18 protein-coding genes are annotated in these 21,857 nt (G+C 33.7%); 17 read left to right on the top strand and 1 reads right to left on the bottom strand.

Features of this window, described 5'->3' with window-relative positions; translation table 11 throughout:
• The first annotated feature begins 256 nt into the window (after positions 1–256).
• From ACKF5P_RS10085 to ACKF5P_RS10030, 12 genes are all read left to right on the top strand, one after another.
• Complete coding sequence (locus ACKF5P_RS10085) at positions 257–793, top strand: hypothetical protein (protein ID WP_408955069.1); 537 nt, start codon at positions 257–259, stop codon at positions 791–793.
• A 165-nt stretch (positions 794–958) separates the two neighbouring features.
• Entirely contained in the window at positions 959–2,884 is a 1,926-nt protein-coding gene (locus ACKF5P_RS10080; RefSeq protein WP_408955068.1) for a hypothetical protein, read from the top strand.
• 25 nt (positions 2,885–2,909) lie between these two features.
• A complete protein-coding gene (locus ACKF5P_RS10075; protein WP_408955067.1) occupies positions 2,910–4,121 on the top strand; it encodes a hypothetical protein in 1,212 nt (403 codons plus the stop codon).
• A 356-nt stretch (positions 4,122–4,477) separates the two neighbouring features.
• Entirely contained in the window at positions 4,478–5,530 is a 1,053-nt protein-coding gene (locus ACKF5P_RS10070; RefSeq protein ID WP_408956654.1) for a CsgG/HfaB family protein, read from the top strand.
• Positions 5,531–5,634: 104 nt separating this feature from the next.
• Entirely contained in the window at positions 5,635–6,243 is a 609-nt protein-coding gene (locus tag ACKF5P_RS10065; RefSeq protein WP_408955066.1) for a tetratricopeptide repeat protein, read from the top strand.
• 166 nt (positions 6,244–6,409) lie between these two features.
• Positions 6,410–6,643 carry a glutathione S-transferase N-terminal domain-containing protein gene (locus ACKF5P_RS10060; RefSeq protein WP_408955065.1) on the top strand — a complete coding sequence of 78 codons (234 nt, stop codon included), beginning with the start codon at positions 6,410–6,412 and terminating at the stop codon, positions 6,641–6,643.
• 457 nt (positions 6,644–7,100) lie between these two features.
• Complete coding sequence (locus ACKF5P_RS10055; protein ID WP_408955064.1) at positions 7,101–7,829, top strand: lysophospholipid acyltransferase family protein; 729 nt, start codon at positions 7,101–7,103, stop codon at positions 7,827–7,829.
• A gap of 122 nt (positions 7,830–7,951) precedes the next feature.
• Positions 7,952–8,998, top strand: a complete 1,047-nt coding sequence (locus ACKF5P_RS10050; RefSeq protein WP_408955063.1) for a DNA polymerase IV — start codon at positions 7,952–7,954, stop codon at positions 8,996–8,998.
• Between the two features lie 272 nt (positions 8,999–9,270).
• The gene (gene glgP, locus ACKF5P_RS10045) at positions 9,271–10,929 is read left to right on the top strand and encodes an alpha-glucan family phosphorylase (protein WP_408955062.1); all 1,659 of its coding nucleotides are present in this window, start codon (positions 9,271–9,273) and stop codon (positions 10,927–10,929) included.
• 57 nt (positions 10,930–10,986) lie between these two features.
• Positions 10,987–12,855, top strand: coding sequence for a type I pullulanase (pulA, locus tag ACKF5P_RS10040; RefSeq protein ID WP_408955061.1), 1,869 nt, complete (start codon positions 10,987–10,989; stop codon positions 12,853–12,855).
• A 188-nt stretch (positions 12,856–13,043) separates the two neighbouring features.
• Positions 13,044–13,505: a chemotaxis protein CheW gene (locus ACKF5P_RS10035; protein ID WP_408955060.1), complete on the top strand. Its 462-nt coding sequence runs from the start codon at positions 13,044–13,046 to the stop codon at positions 13,503–13,505.
• A gap of 111 nt (positions 13,506–13,616) precedes the next feature.
• Complete coding sequence (locus ACKF5P_RS10030) at positions 13,617–16,133, top strand: bifunctional aconitate hydratase 2/2-methylisocitrate dehydratase (RefSeq protein ID WP_408955059.1); 2,517 nt, start codon at positions 13,617–13,619, stop codon at positions 16,131–16,133.
• 100 nt (positions 16,134–16,233) lie between these two features.
• Here the strand turns inward: ACKF5P_RS10030 and ACKF5P_RS10025 are convergent, their stop codons facing one another.
• A complete protein-coding gene (locus ACKF5P_RS10025) occupies positions 16,234–17,196 on the bottom strand; it encodes a hypothetical protein (RefSeq protein WP_408955058.1) in 963 nt (320 codons plus the stop codon).
• Between the two features lie 280 nt (positions 17,197–17,476).
• Here ACKF5P_RS10025 and ACKF5P_RS10020 point away from each other — a divergent pair, with 280 nt between their 5' ends.
• From ACKF5P_RS10020 to ACKF5P_RS10000, 5 genes are all read left to right on the top strand, one after another.
• The gene (locus tag ACKF5P_RS10020) at positions 17,477–18,412 is read left to right on the top strand and encodes an AEC family transporter (protein WP_408955057.1); all 936 of its coding nucleotides are present in this window, start codon (positions 17,477–17,479) and stop codon (positions 18,410–18,412) included.
• A 174-nt stretch (positions 18,413–18,586) separates the two neighbouring features.
• Entirely contained in the window at positions 18,587–19,513 is a 927-nt protein-coding gene (locus ACKF5P_RS10015; RefSeq protein WP_408955056.1) for an AEC family transporter, read from the top strand.
• Positions 19,514–19,528: 15 nt separating this feature from the next.
• Positions 19,529–19,915 (top strand): EamA family transporter, encoded by a 387-nt coding sequence (locus tag ACKF5P_RS10010; RefSeq protein ID WP_408955055.1) that lies wholly within the window; start codon positions 19,529–19,531, stop codon positions 19,913–19,915.
• A gap of 100 nt (positions 19,916–20,015) precedes the next feature.
• Positions 20,016–21,221: an MFS transporter gene (locus ACKF5P_RS10005; RefSeq protein WP_408955054.1), complete on the top strand. Its 1,206-nt coding sequence runs from the start codon at positions 20,016–20,018 to the stop codon at positions 21,219–21,221.
• Positions 21,222–21,282: 61 nt separating this feature from the next.
• Positions 21,283–21,708 (top strand): CBS domain-containing protein, encoded by a 426-nt coding sequence (locus ACKF5P_RS10000; protein WP_408955053.1) that lies wholly within the window; start codon positions 21,283–21,285, stop codon positions 21,706–21,708.
• The last annotated feature ends 149 nt before the right edge of the window (positions 21,709–21,857 follow it).

The following is a 21,857-nucleotide window of genomic DNA, read 5'->3' as shown; positions in this document are numbered from 1 at the left end:
AAGATCATTTAAAATCAATAAAAATTAAAACATCTAGAAACCATTATATTTCCTGAGTTGAGATGGTTTTACTTGTTGGGGTTTAATAGGTTTTGATTGGGCTGACGACTCATGGCTGATAGCTGACGGCTGTGTCACGAAGTGACACATTATATCAATTAAAACTTACTTTTTTACTCAGCTTTAACCTCAGTTTGTATGGACAAAATAACTATAACGGGTTATAATAAATATAGGAGTAATTTTTTGACAGGGAGTGATAATAATTGATACAATAGATATTAGTAAATACTTAGAAATTTATCCTGAAACTTCTGGATTATATCCCCAAAAATTAAAGCAGATTGGTGAAAAATATCATCAGAAAGGATACTTAAGACAAGAGGAGCTATATCAGTTGGCCCATCTTAACTCTACTCGCAGCTCCTATCATGTCAAAAAGAATCCTGCATATAGAGTTGAGAAGGTGACAGAGGTTGCTTATCAGATTGAGGATGAATTCTGCCAATTGGCTTTATTGGTTAGTCTGCAGGGGGTTGGAACACCGACTGCTTCGGCAATTTTGACCAGTTTGGATGATACTTATCATGCTGTCGTTGATACTAGGGTTTGGGCTACTTTGTATAGGCTTGGTTATTTTGAACGAGAGAAGGAAAGGTTTAAGCCTGATGATTATCTGCGGATGGTTGAACTTATTCGCCGGATGGCTAAGCAAGAAGGGTTTAAGGTAGCAGAGGTTGGCTATGCACTTTTTGCTTATGATGTTGTGCACCGTGAAGGGACATTACATTAAGAGCAATGAATATTTAATAATTAAAAGCATTGAATAAAGAATATAGTTGAAAAGCTCAAAAGCAAATGTTTTTACAGTTTTATCTGTAATGAATTTTATATAATGGTATAAATCACTTAACAAATTAAGTTAAATTACGACAATAAGATTAAGGAGGGAAAAATGATGAAAAGAATAATAGGTTTGGTAGTAATATTACTTATACTTGTTTTTGTTGTAGTTGGCTGTGCGGAGAATCCACGCGGAACTTTTGGCCCGGCTTGGGATGTGCCGATTAGAATTCCGTTGGTTGAGCATGAGCGAGAAGATATAAGAGGCTTATTGGATGATAAAGATGTAAAATTTGGTGAGAATGATGAGGTAGTAGAGTATCATTATAGTGATCTATTAGAGGAAGTTGATTTAGGTGATCAGTTAGATCAAGTTGCTGATCAATTACCACAGGTTGAGGATGATGTTAGTATTGGAGCAATTGAAGTACCTGGCTTGGGGGAAGTGGCAGCACTTGAACGATTAAAAATTTATGGAGGAGTAGAGAATGAAGAGTTGGAATCACAAAAGATAGAGTTTGATAATTTTGATAAGATGGTCTTTAGTGATGATAACGATAATGAAATGAAGGTTAAATTAACTAATCATGGTGAAGATTTAGAAGAGGGAGAAATCACTTTGACTTTTAGCTCCGATGAAACTAAGATAGGAGATTCGGTTACTATTGATGTAGCTGGTGGTGGAGAAGAAGTCTGGGATTTGAGTGGACAAACTCTGCCTAATGAGATTGATGTAGATATTAAGGTAGATACTTCTGAAGAATCTGGAGAAAAAAGTGATGAGATAGATATTGCTTTTGTGTTTGAGAATGATTTAGAGGTTGAAGAGGTAGAAAATTTAGAGTTAAGGGATGATTTTAAAGAAAATGAAGCTCAAATTATGAAGATTGATGGTTTTGAAGCTGGATTAGAAGAAGTTAAATTTAAAGCAGGTTATTTAGATTTGAATGTTACTGGTTTGGAAAATACAGGGCTTGAAATTGATGTAACTAAATTTGAACTGGATGGAACTTCAGCAGGTGATGATGATAGGATTGATTTAGAAGATAAAATTCTTGATTTAACTGAAGAAATAGAAGTTGTAGTTGAAGTTGATGTTTTAGCTGATGGAGATACAATAACATATAACAAAGATGACCATGGTCAAATAGATATTAAGGCTGGGTTCAATGAAGTAGAATTTAAGTATGTTAAGGTTGATCTAGATAATTTTGGTCTTGAAGATTTGGAAAGAGAAGTGGAATCAGATACATTTGCTGATCTACCTGAGGAATTAGCAGATATTGAGTTCAGCGATGAGCTTAAATTGGAATTGATTTTTGAGGGATTGAATGATTTAGGTCTTGGAATTGAATTAGATGACTTTGAAATTACTGTCTATTATGGAGAAAATGAGGATGAAGATAAGGATAGTTTAAATTTAAGTGAGGAGATAGAGGGCGATAAGATTTCTCTTGCAGGTTTGATTGATTTAGTGATTGGAAAGGAAGTAGAAAAGATTAAATATGGAGGAAATTATAGCCTGGGACAGACTGGTGATTCTGTCAAGATAGAGTCTGATAGCCAGATTGATTTTAAGTTTAATGCTGAGGTACCGATTGAGATTAATTTAAAAGAAGAGATAAAACATAAACTGGAGCCAGAAGCACTAGAGGATAATCTTTCTGAAGATGATCTGGAATTAATTGAACAAGGAATTAAGGATGCTCGATTGAAGGCTGAGGTTGATAATGAATTACCAATTGGAGTTGAGATTAAAATCTATGTAGCAAGTATTTCTGACTATACAATTGATGAGGAGTTAGAAGATGAACTTTATCAACTAGAGAATAAATTAGCTACTAAATTTGATTTAGAAGCTAGGTCTAATAATGAAGACTTTGAAATTCTCTTTGATGTAGCTGATGCTGATACATTTACTAAGGATAATCTTTATGTTGGGGCCAAAATTATTCTACCAGATGAAAAAATGGAATTGAGATCTAATGATTATATAGAAATTAATAATCTGTATGCTGTTTTGACAGCTAAGGTCAAATAATTAATAAGAGAGGCAGGTGATAACAATGTTAACTAAATATAAACGAATTTTAGTACTTAGTTTGGTGTTTGTCTTTATGTTGTCAATGATGACATTTGCTTCGTCAGCGAAAACGGTTGGGCTAGGTGATGAATTTACGACGATTACTGGGCCAGATGCTTTATATGGCAATCCAGGGGCGATCAATGCTGGGGATAGTATCTTCAGTTTGGAGTTAGGAGCATCAGTCTCTGCTTGGAACAATCTACTGATGAATGATTATATTGATGATGGAGATAAGGAAGAGTTACTAGGAAAGATAGAGGATGATGGATTATTATTTGGAGCGGGTGCTAGAACAGGGGCCAAGTTGATCATTGGCCCGGTTGGTTTGTTCGGTGATATCAAGCATGATGGTTTATTAACATTAAATTCTGATATTGCAGAGTTATTGTTGCAAGGAAATGAGATTGGTTCGGAGTATGAATTTGATGGAAGTTCTGCTTCAGGAGCTCTTTATGGAGATGGAGGGATTAATCTTTCCATGCAAGCACCACAAGATTTAGTTGATAGCTGGGGTATAGAAGAGTTATATGTTGGTTTTACTTATCATCAGTTAGCAGGAATGATTTATGAATTAGAAGGAAGAGGAACAGGTGAATTTGACTATGATGAAGATGGTAAAGGTGCTTTTATAGGGGATGATGGTTACTTTAGTGTTAAATATAATGATCCAGCGGATAATTTAGCTACTGGTTCAGCAATTGATATTGGTGGTTATGCTGTATTAGATGATCGATATACAATTGGTTTCAGTACTATGAATATTGGATCTTTGATTGCTGATGGCTATACAAAATCTAAGTATCAATATATTGATGAAGAGTGGGAAGAAGAGGAACAGATAGATAAAGATGGAGAGCTAGTTTGGCAGTTACCTTCCACAGTCAGATTAGGAGGTAAGATGGATTATAACTCTAATATTGATATTTTAGCAGACTATGCTTACACTAAATATTATGAGTCGGATCATGAAGATCATAAGTTTTCGGCTGCAACGGAGCTGACTTGGTTGAGTTTTTTGCCTCTGAGAACGGGGGTTAACTACTCTACTCTTCAAAATGATTTTAAGTGGGCAGCAGGTATGGGCTTATATCTTGGCCCGTTAAAAGCAGATGTAGGAATTTCCGATTTGATGGGCTTATTTAATCGTTCTCAAGGAGTAGAGGGAGCTTTAACAGCAAAGATAGAGTTTTAAGAAAGAGCAGGGGCCAACCCTGCTTTTTTTCTTTTAGGATTCGATTTTAAGAAGGTTTTTATAGTGAAATCTAGAATTTATAAAGTAATAGTTAGTTTTAAAAGTAAAGCTTAATTACAATAATGTGGCACAAAAGTGCCACATAGCTGTCAGCGGTCAGCCCTCAGCTATCAGTTAAGATCATTTAAAATCAATAAAAATTAAAACATCTAGAAACCATTATATTTCCTGAGTTGAGATGGTTTTACTTGTTGGGGTTTAATAGGTTTTGATTGGGCTGACGACTCATGGCTGATAGCTGACGGCTGTGTCACGAAGTGACACATTATATCAATTAAGAGTAACAAAGAAAGGTGATGATTTTATTGCGTAGTAATTTAAGAAAGGTTGCATTGGTTTTGTTAATTGTAATAACTGTTACATTTTTAGGGGCTGATTATGCGTTGGCCCAAAGTTCATCTAGTAGTGATTCTAGCATAGAAAAAAAAGCAGGAATAGTAACTTTAGTCGGATTAGGAATCTGGGGGGTTTATCGAAGGATTAATAGTCGTAGAGAAGCTAGATACCAAGCTTATTTAGAAGATGGAGAGAATTATTTAGAAGAAGGGCAGTATGAATTAGCTTTAATTAATTTAGAAGAAGCAAAAGTAATTGATGATACTTCAGAGGTTAGCAAGTTATTAAGTAAGGCTAAACTGAAGTATCAAGAGCAGAATTATAAGTTAGGACTAGATTATTTAGAGCAAGAGGAATGGGAATTAGCGTATAAAGCTTTTAGAAATGTTGCTCAGTATGATTCGAATTATAAAAAGTTGGCTTTAAAAGAAGATGAAGCTTATCAGAACTTAAGAGAGATAAAGTTGAAGAGGATAGCGATTTTGGACTTTGCGGATACTAGTTATCGCTATAATTTAGGAAGAAGAGCAAGTAGTTTATTTACTTCACAACTATTAGAAAAAGAGCCTAAATTTATTGAAGTGATTGAACGAGATCAGATTAATGCTATTTTGGAAGAGCAGCATTTAAGCCAATCAGGATTAGTTGGTTCTTCTACTGCTCAAGAGATAGGAAGCTTATTAGGGGTTGATTATTTAATAACAGGTGATGTAATCAGTGGTAGTGTTAGTCAAGATGAAAGTAGCCAAGAGGTTGAAATTTATACTGGAGATAAGAAAGATAGATATAATGTAATTAAAGAGGCCTATACCAGGGTTAATTTTAGATTATTAGATGTCTCTACTGGAACAGTGGAATTGAGTAGAACAACTGCTAAGCGGGATAGATATGAAGACTCTTATTATGAAGGAGAAACGATAGTTCTTCCTTCTAATGAAGAGATGTTAGATGATGTTTTGATTGAAGCGGTAGATGTTTTGGCCCGGTTGATTTACGAGAAATATGAAATATAAAAGGTATAGAGGATAAAAAATCTTAAAAGCAATTGCCACGATAAAGAGAAAAGGTTTTTAATTATCAATTATTAAATATTATCTGCTTTCTTGGGGGGGAGATAATGAAAAAATTAGCTTGTTGTCTAATTATTTTAATCTTAAGTCAAGGTCTGGTTATTGCTCAGACAAAATATAAAGTTGAATGGCAAGAGGTAATTACGGCAAGAAATAAGATTTTAGAGCAAAAAGATAATTTAGAGTATATGTATGAGTTGGCTGTTGCTTATGCTAACTTAGGTGAGGTAGAAAAGGCCAACAATATTTTTGATCATTTAGATGAAGAAGTGGAAGATTATGAAATGAAGATAGAGGAGATGATTGATGACTATCAGATTCAATTGGCTAGCAAGCCTGATAATATTGAACTTCTAAATTATTTAGCTTTTGCTTATTATATTAGTCGAGACTATCAACAAGCAGAGGATAATTTTGAAAGGATAATTGAATTCGATCCCAAAAATATATGGAGTTATAATTATTTAGCTATTGTCAATTATAAAGCAAGGGATTATAACCGAGCTGAAGAGAATTTAAAACGCTCTTTGGAAATAGAAGAAAGCCAGTATACTCATCTTTTATTAGGGGCCAACTATCGAAAACAGGGCAATTTTTTTAGAGGAATTTATCATATATCTAAGGGAAGAAGGGCAGCTAGTACCTTCTTGGATTAAAAGAACAGATAAAAATGTTCTAGGAGTTAATTATTTAGTAGTGGATAAAGCATTGTTCTATGTGAGTTAGAGAATAGATAAGATAATAATTGTGGCAAAATATAAGTTAATAGCTTATAATAGTATAGCAGGGTCATCTGTTAAAAATTACAACAGGAGGATAAAAATGATTAAACTTTATCAATTTGAATCTTGTCCTTATTGTGTTAAAGTAAGACGAAAACTGAATCAATTAGATTTGGAGTATGAAAAGATAGAGGTTCCAAGAGAGAGAAGTAAAAGAACTAAGATTAAGGAGTTATCAGGTCAGATTAAAGTGCCAGTAATAGAGGATAGTGACGGTACAGTAGTTAATGATTCAGTGAAGATAATTGAATATCTAGAGAAGAAATATGCATAAGGAATTGAGGCTATCCGTAAGGATAGTCTTTTTTAGAAATATCAAACGTTAAAGTAAAACTAAATTACAATAATGTGGCACTTTTGTGCCACATAGCGAATGGTTTTTGTTACGGAGAGTTCTTGGAATTTTAGAACTCGTAGGGTCAGCGGTCAGCCCTCAGCTATCAGCTAAAAACAAAACCATAAAATCAAATTCAAAACAAGCTTTAAGCTTTTGATTTTAAGGGGTTAAGTGATTTTAGATTTTAGCTTTGAAGATTTTGAACTGGCTCACGACTGAAGGCTGATAGCTGATATTAAGTGGCACTGAAAGTGCCACTTAATATCAATTAAATTCCGCTTCATAATTACCTATTGAGATATTAATGATTTGTGGTTGTTTAGAGGGGAATGATTAGATATAATAAAAGCATAATTAGAATGAATTACTTAATAAATCAGCCAGGAGTGATGATATGTTAAAGGATTTAATATGGTTAGTAATGTTTGTAGCAGATTTACTATTTTTACGGTTAGCTCAATTTGTTAAATTGATATGGTTAGAATGGACAGCTAAGACGGAAGAAGTACGATCTTATGCTAACCAAGTTGCTTATCAGTGGGGAGAGAAGGTAGTTGATACAACTGGGAGTGAGGTTAAAGTCTTAGGAAGTGAAAAAATACCTGACCAACCTGTTTTGTTTGTGGCTAACCATCAAGGAGCTTTTGATATTCCATTATTGTTAGGTTATATTAAGCATCCTAAATCATTTATTGCTAAATGGGAGTTGAGATATTTACCAGTAATTAATCTGTGGATGAAGAAGCTGAGTTGTATCTTTATTAAGCGGAATGACTTTCGTCAAACTTTAAAAGCTTTCAAGAATGCGGGCCAAGTCTTTAAGACGGGCCAATCTTTAGTTATATTTCCTGAGGGTACGCGGAGCCGTTCTGCTAAATTGAATAAATTTAAGCGGGGTAGTTTAAAGATAGCTTTACGGGAGAGTGTTCCAATTGTACCGGTTACGATCAATAATTCTTACCAGATTAATAATGGAGAAGAGGGTTTACTTTCAGCAGCTGAGGTAGAGTTGATTATTTCTGATCCAATTTATGTAGATAAGCTATCAAAAGAAGAACGGGATGATATAACCTTATATGTAAGAGAGGTTATTGCGAAAAATCTGAAAAGCAATGAATATTGAATAATGAATAATGAATAATGAATAATGAATAAAAAGAGATTATATTTTTAAGTTGTTTTTTTTAATTTTAGTTATTAAATGTTAAGTGTTAAATATTAAATGGATTTTTCGAGGGTGGAATTATGGAATTAGATATTATGCATCTTGATATGGATGCTTTTTATGCAGCGGTTGAAATGAAAGATAATCCTGATTTGTTCGGCAAACCTGTAATTATTGGTGGTTTGAGTAGAAGGGGAGTTGTCAGTACTGCTTCTTATCAGGCTAGAAATTATGGAATTCATTCGGCAATGCCGATGCATCAAGCTAGAAGACTCTGTCCTCACGGAGTTTACCTAAAGCCACGCCATAGACGTTATAAGGAAATATCATCTCAAATTCATGATATCTTCCTTCAATATACAGAACTGGTTGAACCGTTGTCATTGGATGAAGCATTTTTGGATTTAAACCAAAATAAGCGTAATAGTCTACAATTAGCTAAGGAGATTAAGCGTAGGATTAAAGAAGAGGTGGGATTGATTGCTTCGGTAGGACTTAGTTATAATAAATTTTTAGCTAAGTTGGCATCTGACTTTGATAAGCCAGATGGATTTAAGCTTATTTCACCTTTTGACGTTGAAGATTTGTTATTCCCTTTAGGTGTGAGTCAGTTGTGGGGGGTTGGCCCTCAAACAGAAAAGAAGCTAAAGAGATTAGGATTATGTGAAGTTGAAGATATTGCTAAATCTGATAAACATTTTTTGATTAGAAAGTTAGGCAAGAAAGGTTATCAGTTATATAATTTAGCTTGGGGAAAAGATGAGAGAAAGGTCACTCCACCTGGCCCTCCGAAGTCGATTGGAAAAGAGACGACCTTTAGCTTTGATTTAAATGATAAAGTTGCAGTATTAGAAAATTTAAAACATTTGAGCCATCAGGTAGCTCAACGAGCGGTGAAAAAAGAAGTCAAAGGCAGAACCATTACAGTTAAGATAAAGTATGAAGATTTTGTTGAAATTTCCCGTAGTAAGACTGAGGAGAGGTATTTTGATAATGAAGAGGAAATTTATGAAGTTGTTGAGCGGTTATTAGAAGGGATTGAATTGAAGAAGAAAGTAAGGTTAGTTGGAGTCAGCTTATCTAACTTAAAACAGGGGGATTTTAAACAGTTGAAATTATTTGATTAAGTGACCGGAAGGTCACTTTTTTTGATCTTTATGAAATTATGCTTTTGAAGGTCTGGATATTTTTTATAGTGGCTTTTTTAAGTTATTGACTGCTAATTTATCTATTAAATATTTATAAAAAGATATAAATTACATAGATGGATAATAAATATAAATAAGGAAGTAGTTTATTGTAAATTATGGAGTTGAGTTAAATAGATAAACTTTATTTAGTCTATAATAAGATATGTAGGTTGATTATACTTCAATTAAGATTTATAAGGAGGATGTTAATGGCTAAGCAGACAAAAAAGCCACAAGTATCTTATTTTTGTATGGAATATGGTTTGGATAATAGCTTTAATATTTATTCAGGAGGATTGGGAATTTTAGCTGGTGATCACTTAAAAGCTGCTAAGGATGACGGTGCTCCTTTGGTTGGAATAGGAATTTTATGGAAACAAGGTTATCATTATCAACAGATCGATGATGAGGGCCAACCCTATGATAGTTATAAAATTTATGATTATGATTTTTTAAAGGATACGGGAGTTAAAGTCAAGGTCAAGATTAGGCAACGGGATGTTTACTGTAAGGTTTGGAAGGTAGATGAGTTTAGTCATGCTGATCTATACTTATTAGATACGGACCTTCCAGAGAATGATGGTGCAGATAGATGGATTACTGGCCAACTTTATGGTGGGTTTGCTGAGGAAAGAATTGCTCAGGAGATGGTCTTAGGTATTGGAGGGGTTAGAGCATTACGGGAGTTGAATATCGAACCAGATGTCTATCACTTTAATGAAGGGCATGCTGTATTTGCTGGGATTGAATTAATCAGAGAAAAGATGGATCAAGAAGAGATTGGTTTTGATCAAGCTTGGCAGAAAACGAAGGAAGATATAGTATTTACAACTCATACTCCAGTAGAGCAAGGAAATGAACGGCATTCACATTCGTTACTAAGGTATATGGGAGCAGATCAGAACTTGACAACAGAACAGATGGTAGCTTTAGGAGATGCTCCATTTAATATGACCGTTGCTGGTTTAAGGTTGGGTCGAAATGCAAATGGAGTAGCACAGCTACATAAAAAGACAGCACGTAAGATGTGGGATTATGTAGATAATGCTCCTCCAATTTTAGGTATTACTAATGGAGTACATCAAGCCACCTGGGTTGATGATCGAATAGTAAAAGCTTTTAGAGATGGAGATAATATTTGGGAGACACACCAAGAGATAAAAAGAGAGTTATTAGAATATGTAGAGCAGAAGAATGGAGTAAAGCTAGATCCTGAAAAATTATTGATAGGATTTGCTCGTCGTGCTGCACCTTATAAAAGAAGTGATTTAATCTTTACTAATGAAGCAAGAATTAAGAAGTATTTAGAAGAAGGTAAGATTCAAATCATCTTCTCTGGTAAAGCTCACCCATTAGATGATATGGGTAAAGAGATTATAGCCAATTTAGTCAAGATGTCTAAAAAGTATCCTGAAAGTGTTGTCTTTATTGAAGATTATAATATGGAAACAGGTAGATGGTTGACACGAGGATGTGATGTTTGGTTGAATAATCCTCGCCGACCTAAGGAAGCGAGTGGTACTTCTGGAATGAAGGCAGCTATGAATGGAGTACTTAATTTAAGTATTCTTGATGGTTGGTGGCCAGAAGCTTGTCGCCATGGTAAGAATGGTTGGGCGATTGGAACTGAACCAAAGACTGCTGAAGATTTTTCAGGAGGTTATGACGAAAAGATTAAGAAATTAGATGAATATGATCTTGAAAATCTTTATAAGGTATTATTTGATGAGGTTTTACCGACTTATTATCAAAAACAAGATCAGTGGGTAAAGATGATGCAAGCAAGCCATGAAGATACGTATCAGAAGTTTTCTGCCGCAAGAATGGTCGATGATTATTACCAATTGATGTATAAGCAGACAGATTAAAGTTGTATTAGCCAGCTGTAAGGCTGGCTTTTTTATTACGAAAGGAGGGGTGTTTAGATGTTAGATAATGACTATCCTTTGAATAGAAAACTAGGGGCCAACTATAGCTCTGAACAGACTGAATTTGCTGTCTGGTCTCCTAAAGCCAGTAGTGTTGATTTAATCTTATATGAACCAGCTCCTTCTCAGGAAGGGGGAGGGCAAGTTGTTAAGATGAACCAGGAGCAGCAAGGGGTGTGGAGTATAGTTGTAAGTGGTGATCAAAAGAACAAACTTTATAATTATATTGTAGAGATAGATAATGAGATTAAGTGTGTAGTCGATCCGTATGCTAAAGCAGTAGTTCAAAATGGACATAAAGGAGTAGTTATTGATTTAAAGGAGAGTGATCCAGCAGATTGGACAAATGATCAAAAGCCTCCTCTGGTTGAAATAGAAGATAGTATCATTTATGAAATGCATGTCAAAGATTTTTCTATTTCTCCACATTCTGGGATGGAGCATAAGGGTAAATTTTTAGCATTTACTGAAGAAGGGACGACGATTCCTAAGACAGAGATCAAGACTGGAATTGCTCACTTAAAAGAGTTAGGGGTTACCCATATTCATCTACTACCAATCTTTGATTTTGCTACTGTTGATGAAAGTGTTGATTATCAATATAATTGGGGTTATGATCCACAAAATTATAATGTTCCAGAAGGATCTTATGCTAGAGATTCTGCTAATCCACTGGTTAGAATTCGAGAAGCAAAAGAGATGATTCTAGCTTTACACCGTAATGGGATTCGAGTAGTTATGGATGTTGTTTATAATCATACTTATGAAACTAATAATTCTAATTTTGGAAAGTTGGCCCCTGAGGCTTATTATCGATTCAATGAACAGGGTAATTATTCTAATGGTTCAGGTTGTGGTAATGAAGTTGCCTCTGAACATCCGATGGTTCGTAAATTTATTATTGAATCAGTTAAATATTGGGCTAAAGAGTATCATATTGATGGTTTTAGGTTTGATTTGATGGCTCTTCATGATCAAGAGACGATGGAAAGAATAGCTCAGGAGTTAAAAGAGATTGATCCTAGAATTTTAGTCTATGGAGAGCCCTGGACAGCTGATTTTTCTCCATTACCAATGGAGCAACAGATGAGAAAAGGAAATCAACAGGAATCAGGAGTTGCTGTCTTTAATGATGAGTTTAGGGATGCTTTAAAGGGCAGTACTAGAGGCGAAGATAAAGGTTATGTTAATGGTAAGTTAGATAAAGAGACAATTCAGAAGGTGAAGGTAGGAGTTATGGGTGGAATCAATTCTTTTACTTTCGCTCCTGAAGAAGCTATTAACTATGTTTCAGCACATGATGATCTGACCTTATGGGATAAAATTGAAAGAAGTAATCCAGATGCTACTTATGAGGATAAGATTAGAATGAATAATTTAGCTAATGCAATTGTACTAACTTCACAAGGAATCCCATTTTTACATGGGGGAGTTGAACTTTTAAGAACTAAATATGGAGTAGAAAATAGTTATAACTTTCCTGATGCAATTAACCAAATTGAGTGGGAACGTAAGATATATAATCATGATACCTTTAAGTATTACCAGGGTTTGATTGAGTTGCGAAGAAAGCATCCAGCATTCAGGATGAATACTGCTGATCAAATAAAAAAATATTTCAAATTTTTGGATAGTTCTGAGGGAATAATCGCTTATCAGTTACAGGAGCATGCCAATGGTGATCTATGGGAGGAGATCATAGTGATTTATAACCCTTACTTAGAAGCACAACAAGTCTTCTTACCGACTGAGGGAGTCTGGAAGATTGTAGTTGCTGATCAACAAGCAGGGGTTGAAACTTTGGAGGTGTTAAATGGCAAGCAAGTGATTGTTCCTAGAATCAGTACGATGGTGCTTTATAAATGAGTGTTTGTGTCAGTAAAAAAATTGATATGACGGGAAAATAATTTTGTAGGGGCGGCACAGAGGCCGTCCCTTACATAGTAGTTATATAGGCTTTTGATTGAGTGAACTTTTGATTTTAAGATTCTAGTTATGATTTGTTCTTTACTTTCTTTTTTAGAAATTGTATTATAAATTGAGGGGGGATAAGTATGGATAAGATTAATCAGTTTATTGTATTTAAATTGGGAAGAGAAGAATTTGGAGTCAAAATTATGCAAGTACAAGAGATTATTAAGCGGAAAGAAGTAACGAAATTGCCACAGAGTGCTGATTTTATTGAAGGAATTATTAATTTAAGAGGAGATATTATTACTATTATTGATTTAAGAAAGAGGTTAGAATTCAACTATGATCCTGAGGCTGAAACTAGAATTATAGTCGTTAAAATCAATGAAACTGAGGTAGGTTTTATTGTTGATGATGCCTCAGAAGTAGTTAGGATTGCTCAGGGACAGGTTTCTCAACCTTCAAGAGGGATGGCTGGGATAAAGACGGAGTTTATTGATGGAATTGCCAAGCTAGAAGATAGATTAATTATTTTATTGGCTCTTAATAATTTATTATCAACGACTGAAAAGGCTAAACTGGAGGAAGTAGTAGAAAATAATTAACTCTTTAACTAAATCTTAAGATCAAGTTTAGTCTTAACTGATGTGAACTATTTGTAAATTTATAAGTTTTAAGATATAATTATAAGCAAATAATTATAGGAGGAGTAGAGTATGGAGAAAAGAAATCTATTAGAAGTTTTAGAAGACTATAAGAAGAAAGCTTTAGCCAGAAAGAAAGATTATGATTTACCACCACGACCATTATCAACTGTTGAAGTTGAAGCAATAATTGCAGGATTGCAACTAGAAGGTTTAGATGATGAGATGTTTACTATTTTTGCTGAAGAGAGGTTAGACCAATTACTTTTGAGGTTATTAACTGAAGAAGTAAGAAGGGGAACCTTTCCTTCTTCACATATTAAGGCAGAGGGTTTGGCTGATATTGTAAGAGAAGAGATAGTAACAGATTACTTATCACAGGAGAAAGCATTGGAGTTGTTGGCCCAAATGAAGGGTGGAGCAGCTACTGGTGAGTTGATTAATTTATTAGAGGAAGAGTATTTTATTGATCAAATCACAGAAATTCTAAAAGATACAGTGTTGATTAATCGAGCGGAATTTGATAAATTAGTCCAATTAATGATAGATAATGATACTGTTGTAGGAATAATTAAAAGTTGGGCTGAGCGAGAGTTTGCTGTTGATTGGAAGCTAGAAGATAAATATGAAGGGTTAAGTATTAAGGTTGGCGATAATATTACTACCGGCCACTTAAGTCCTTCTAAAAATGCAGATAGTCGAACTGATCATCCATTACATGCTCAATTTATTATGGATGGACGGGAAGATGAAGCTGACTTTTTAGAGCGTTTAGAAAAATTAAAAGAAGAAGGGCAAGATATATTCTTTGTAGCAGGAGCAGCTTTAGGGGAAGGTTCTTCACGAAAGTCTGCTACATATACAATGTTACAGGTATTAGGTAAGCCAGTTGATGGTGAGCCAGAAAAGAAAGCAGGCGGGGTTGTAATTGCTAAAAGTTTTGCTCCAATCTTTAAGAATTCTTTAGTAGCTTCTGCCATCTTACCATTAGAGTGTGATACTGATAGTATTACAGAAGGGGATCGATTAGAGCTAGATTTGGATAATGAAAAACTAACTGTTAATGGAGAAGAAGAGTTAGAGATCAAATTACCGATTAAGTATAACTTAAATAAGATAGCTGCAGGTGGTATGAATTATTTTAATGCAGGTAATGAGTTGCAGCAATGGGCCAGCGATTATTGTACAGAAGAAGGAATAAATTTTGATCAAAGCAAATTACCAGCAGAGGCTGAGACTGAGCAAGAACGAGTACCACAGACATTGGCCCAAAAGATTGTTGGTTTTAATAGACTTGATGGAAAAGATACAATCTTACCTGGTGAGACTGCTACTGTCAGGGTTAGAGGGGTCTTCTCTCAAGATACTACCGGGCCAATGACACTTGATGAGTATCAAGCTATGGCTGGGGAAGATTTTGGGGCAGAGTTTGTAGTTCAGTCTTTATGCCATACAGGTGAATGTCCATCTACAGAAGATCGAGACAGGCATCAATTTATTGAAGATTTTGTTACCAAGCGAGGTGGAGTCTGTCTTGAGCCTGGTGAAGGGATTATTCATACTATTGCCAATCGTTTTGTCTTACCGACAGATGTAATTGTTGGTGGTGACTCTCATACCAGAACACCACGAGGGGTCTCTTTTCCAGCAGCCTCTGATATTGTAGCAGGTGCTATGAAGTATGGTAAGCAGGATCTAACTATGGATGAATCAGTAAGAGTTGTCTTTACTGGTCAGCCTAAAGAAGGTATTACTGCTAGAGATTTAGTTTCTACATTGGTAGTTTATGCTGAAAAAACTGTAGGTAAAGATGTCTATAATGGACGGATTATTGAAATGGAAGGGGTCGAATTTTTAGATTCTGATGAGCGATATATCCTGACTAATGCTGTAGCTGAAAGGAGTGCTTCAGCTGGAGTTGTAGTTCCTGATCAGAAGACTATTGAAGCAATTGAGGATAATTTGGAGTATTTAAAATCAAGAGTAGATGCCGAAACTTCTCCATCTGTTAAAGAAACAATAGCATCAATTGAAGAATTTTTAGCTGATCCTCTTCTGTTACAACCTGATGAAGATGCTCAGTATGCAGCTACAATTGAGATTCCTTTAGATGAGCTGGAGGAGCCATTAGTAGCTAAGCCACACCATCCTGATAATGTAGCTGGTCTATCAGAAGTAGGTGGAGTGGAGTTAGATGAGATCTTTATTGGTAGCTGTGTTGGAGGAGATTTAGAGAGTATCCAAGCAGCAGCTAGAATTTTAGAAGGTAAACAAGTACCACAGGGGGTTAATTTTGTAGTCTGTCCTGCTTCCCGTGATATATATAATCAACTGGCACAGGACGGCAGTCTAGCCAATTTGACAGCAGCTGGAGCTACAATTACGATGCCTGGTTGTGGTTTATGTATGGGTAATAAGCGTAGAATTGGATCTAATGTTACTGCTTTGACAACGACTACTCGTAATTATCAATCTAGAATTGGCCCGGCTGATTCTAAGACTTATTTAGGTGGAGCTCATGTAGCAGCAGTTGCTGCTATCTTAGGAAAGATTCCTACAGTTGAAGAGTATTTTGAGTATTATAACTAATACTACTTAACAACCCCTTGCTTAGCAGGGGGTTGTTTTTAATTGTGAGTTTTTTTGGTTTGCTTATATTTTTAAACTATAAGAGCAGATTATTTTAGTTTTATAATGAAATTAATTCTAAAATTGGTGGTACTTGTTGGAAATTAATGATTAATTTTTCTGATTCTTCTGCATTTAATGAGCAGGTTAAGTTACAGTTATTATTAAAATTAATTAATAGTTTATTTTTTTGTTGGTCATAATTAGCTGATACTTTGGTTGGTAACTTAATCTTGGTAAAGTTGATGATTAGAATTTCAGGTTCAGCAATGATCTGATAATGAGGGTTGGCCCCAACTATTAATTTAAAGAGTTTCCGAATTAGGCGCTCATTACTAATCGTATTTAATAAATCTTCTAAATTAGAAAGAAAGAGCTTTTTATTAGTAACATTGAATTGAAGATTAGAAATTTGTTCCTTTAACTGTTTGGTATTTTTCAAATTTTGTTGAAATTTATCTAACTTTATTTCTTGCAGATTGGTTAATTCTTCCTTGATAATTAAGTTTAAATCTTGCGGATGACTACTTTCATAGAATGTTATTCTAATATCTGCATCTTCTTTATCATGCTGTTCCCATTTTGGTAGCCTATCTACAATGATTTTTGTTGTATCTGGCGAAAGAAACTTTCTTTTTAGCCAGTATAGAACTTTTTTAGCAAATTGCTCATATCTTTTTTGGAGTAAGGCTGGTAGTTGATCAAAGTAAGTCAAGTCTTTTTTTTGCTTAATTCTAGTGCGTTTAGTATACTGTAAAATATAGTTAGTATCTTTATTAATTAATGATTTTAATTTGTCACAGATAATAAACTTTAATAAGAAATTATTGTTACAAATCAGTTTATCACCTAATAATTGTCTTAGATGTTGGAAACCATTTTCTGTTAATACATATTTATTCCTTTTACCTCGAGTAACAAATTTAGGTTTTTTCTCTTCGATTTGTTTAAGATAATTACGGATTGTTTGTGGGCTACAATCAAAATAACTTGCTAAATTTTTGACTGTATAATTACTTTCCATAACAAACTCCTCCTTTTAGATTACTTCTTTATATTACCTTTTTTCTTTACTTTCGGTTAAAGTCCTTGTTACCTCTTCAAAAAAATTACATTTAATGGGTTAATAACCCAAGGATGCTGGTTAAATACCTTGATAAAGTACTTAGATTTAATTATAGAACTATTTAATTTAATAATCAAATGAAAATTTGTTTATAATAATTTAAAAATAGGTATTAATAGTTCAATAAAGCAGTGAAGTCTGATTAACTATATCAGAAACAAATTAAATCAAGAAAGGAATGGTTATAATTAATTTTTTTACTGTATTTAGTCAGGTTTTGGTTTTATTTTTTATTTTGTTTTTAGGATTTTTTATGAGAAGATATAATATAGTTGATGAAAACCTGAATGAAAATTTAGCCAATATTGTTCTTTCTATTAGTTTTCCTTCTTTAATTTTAATTTCTATGGATTATCAATTTAGTTTAGAACGCTTATTTATAATTAGAGATATGTTTTTAATTACTTTAGTAATTTTTTTGATAATGATTGCAATTGCATATATTGTAGTAAATTATGTGATGAGTTCCACACCCGATAAAAATTCAATTTATCAATTTATGATAGTTTTTGGTAATACTGTATTTATAGGCTTTCCAATTGTTGATGTTATTTTTGGGAGAGAGGGAATATTTTTAGCAGCAATTTATAATCTTGTGGTAAATATATTCTTGTGGACTTTTGGAGTAATAATTATGACCAAAGATGAACAAGAAGGTGGATTTTCCTATAAAAAGTTATTAAATCCAGGTATAGTAGCCGTTATAATTGGCTTTGTAATATTTCTGTTCTCGATAGAGATACCAGGATTGATTAATGATTTACTAGAAATGTTGGGTGGAACTACAACTCCTTTGGCCTTGCTTGTAGTTGGTTCAACTTTAGCTAAGGTTAAAGTATCAAATGTCTTTTCTAACTTTAAGTTATGGACAATCGCCTTATTCAGGCAACTTGTTTTTCCATTATTAGTATTTGTTATTTTGAATTTATTGAACTTTGATTTTTTGATTGTAAGTATTAGTGTTATACTGACAGGAATGCCGATAGCATCTCTTACAGCAATTTTTGCTGAACGCTATAAAAAACATCCTCCTGTTGTAGCCTCTGAAGGAGTCTTCTTTGGTACCTTATTAGCATTAATAACTATTCCTCTAGTAGTCTCCATTATTACTTGAAATAGTAGATGCTTAATGAATGTTGATTAATATCGGCATTTATCTCTGCTTTATAACTTACAGAAGTATTAATTTATTATAGAACTATTAATTGAAGAGCGATTATGATACAATAACAAACATAATTAATTCAATATAATGAGCAAGAGAGGCAATTGTTTTTATGAAGAAAGGGTGGTTTTAATCCAATTTATAGCAATTTTTAATCAAGTTTTAGTTCTATTTTTATTAGTATTGCTAGGCTTTAGTTTTAGAAAGTTTGAAATTGTCAAGCCGAGTATTGACGAAAATTTAAGTGGATTAGTTTTAAATCTTACCTTACCGGCTTTAATTATAACTTCTATGAATTATGAATTTAGTTTTGAACGACTAGCTAATTTAAGTAGTGTTTTTTTTATTACATTAGCTGTTTATTTATTGATGATTTCAGTTTCTTATCTGATTAGATTTATATTATCTAGTACAGAAAAAGAGAAAGACATCTATCAATTCATGATAATTTTTGCCAATACAGCATTTGTAGGTTATCCTGTTATAGATTTGATTTTTGGAGCAGAGGGTATCTTTTTAGCAGCAGTTTATAATGCTATCTTTAATTTAATGATTTGGACGATAGGGGTCTTTATTATTACTCCTCAAGCTAACAAACAAGAGTTTTCTGCTAAGCAATTATTGACTCCGGGCATTGTAGCAGTAATGGTCGGTTTAGTTATCTTTTTATTTTCGATTGATCTACCCGGGCCAATCCTTACTACCTTAGAGAAAGTAGGGGGGACAACAACTCCTTTAGCATTATTTGTTGTCGGTTCAATATTGGCCCAAATAGAGTTGAGTCGAATCTTTACCAATTTTAAATTATGGTTGATAACCTTATTGAGGTTGATTGGTTTACCATTTTTTGTTTTAGTTCTGTTAAGAAGCTTATCGGTTAACGAGCTAGTCTTAGGAGTGACAGTTATTTTAACAGGAATGCCTGCAGCTGTTACTACGGTTATATTTGCTCAAGAATTTGGTGGAGATTATGAATTGGCTTCAGAAGGTGTATTTTTGACTACATTATTATCTGGGTTGACAATTCCATGGATAATTTATTTGTTATAGATAGGGAGGATTGAAATGTTATCTAAGAGTAAACTAGGATATTTATATATTACAGTTGCTATGTTAATTTGGGGTAGTATTGGAGTAATGGTTAATTTTATTCTTTATCCAGCGGAATTGATAGTCTTTTATCGAGTGTTATTTGCTTTTATTTTCTTGAGTATAATTTTAATTAAAAGAGAAAAATTTACTTATGAATTAAAAGGAAATAGTAGGTTTTTGTTAATAGAAACGGGAGTTAGTTTAGCTTTGAATTGGATATTTTTCTTTCAGGCACTTAAAAATACTACTGTTACAATAGCTACTTTAAGTTATTACACTGCACCAATTATTGTGAGTATAATATCGATGTTATTTTTAGATGAGGATTTTAGTTTCAAGGTGTTATATAAATTGAACTAATGATTTTCTTTAATATAATTAAGTTAAATCCTTTTAGGCTTGAAAAGGCTAGATCCCAAAGTTAAGTTCAACTTGTATAGTTAGGAGGAGTGATTATAATTTGTTAGATAATAATAAGTTATTAGGTGTTTTAGCTTGTGGAATGCTTTTAACCTTTGGAGTATTGGTAAATTTAAGAGGTCAAGTTGCTCCTTTAATCCAGGATAGCTTTCAAATTAGTTATTCTTATTTAGGCTTTGTTTTTTCAATGATGGCTGGTGGGAGTGTCATTGCTATGTTTAGCAGTGGGTTTTTAATTAATAAATTTGGATTGAAGAATGTATTTTTAACAGGCTTGGTAATGATTATGGTTGTTTTAATTGGAATCAGTTATGTGCCTACTTATCAACTCTTTGTAGCTGTTATGGGATTTTTTGGAGTTGGAGTAGGGATTTTAAGTGTGACCAGTAATAGATTAGCCTCTTTAATCTTTGTTAAAGATCGAGGCAGAAAGATGAATATATTTCACCTCTTTTTTGGAATTGGAGGGATTCTAGCTCCAATTTATGCTGGTTATTTATTGCGTAGAGGTCTTAGCTGGGAGAGTGTCTATTTGTTTGCAATTGGATTGGTTCTTTCTTTATTATTGTTAGGGCTTTATTGTAAATTTCCCATAACTAAAAAGGGGAATAAAAATAATAAAGCTCTATTTTTGGAAGTGATTAAGGATTCTCGAGTAGTTATTTTTGCGATGATGTTTTTATTATATGTTGGGATTGAACTTGGTGTAGCAAATTGGCTGGGGGTTTATTTGACTGATGTACAAGGAAGAAATGAGACTGAAATCAGCTTTTATTTGTCACTCTTTTTTGTTTTATTTACGCTAGGACGTTTCTTAACTATTTTTATTGTAGAGAAAGTAGGTTATTTATACTTGGTCTTAATTTGTGCTGTTAGTACGGGAGTGATTATTTCAGTGGCATTGGTTGGTCCGGATCGGTTTGCTATTTTATTTTCAATTGGAGGTTTATTTTTGGCCCCTATTTTTCCTACTATGCAGGCTGCTATGTTTGAGAAATTTGAAGATCAGTTAACCATAATTATCAGTTTGACCTTAGCAGCAGGTAGTTTAGGAGATGTTTTGTTAGCTAATTGGTTGACAGGGTTTATAAATGATTTAGTAGGTATTCAGCTTGGCTATGGGATCCTAATTATTTATTTGCTCAGTTTAATTTTATTGGTTGGCTGGTTAAAGTATAAATCTTTAGTAGAAAATAGATTATCTGTTAGTGATACTCAGCAATTAAGCAAAGTCAGTAGCAATTAATTAAGTTATGATTAAAATTTAATTAATTGCATATCCTAATCTTGAAAAGGAGGAGGATATAATGGATATTAGACAGGTTATGACTTCAGATGTATCAACGGTTGAGCCAACTGCAAGTGTAAGTGAAGCAGCTCAAAAGATGAAAGAATTAAATGTAGGGGCAATTCCTGTTAGTAATGGTCAGGAGCCAGTAGGGATAGTAACAGATCGAGATATTACAATTCGTAATGTTGCTGAGAATAGTGATGGTAATACTGCTGTAGAGCAGATTATGTCTAGTGGGTTGGTTTATGGAAATCCAGAAATGACGACTCAAGAAGCTGCTGATTTGATGGCGGAGAATCAAATTAGACGATTGCCTATTGTTGAAAATGGTAATTTAGTAGGTATTGTTTCATTAGGGGATATATCAGTTCAATCAGAAGCTGATATGGAAGCTGGAGATGCATTATCGACTATATCCACTCCAAGTAGACCACAAAAGTAGCTTTAAGCTGAAAGCACCCCTTAGGGGTGCTTTTTGGCTAATAAAGAGGGCTGTAAAAAAATATTAAACTAAAAAATGGTTTAGCTGATCAATAAAGAAGGTTATAAAATTATAATCTAGAAATATATACAATATCTAAGAGTAAAAGA

This window comes from Natroniella sp. ANB-PHB2, assembly GCF_046097105.1.
Taxonomy (GTDB): domain Bacteria; phylum Bacillota; class Halanaerobiia; order Halobacteroidales; family Halobacteroidaceae; genus Natroniella.
This window is presented reverse-complemented; position numbering and strand designations above follow the sequence as displayed.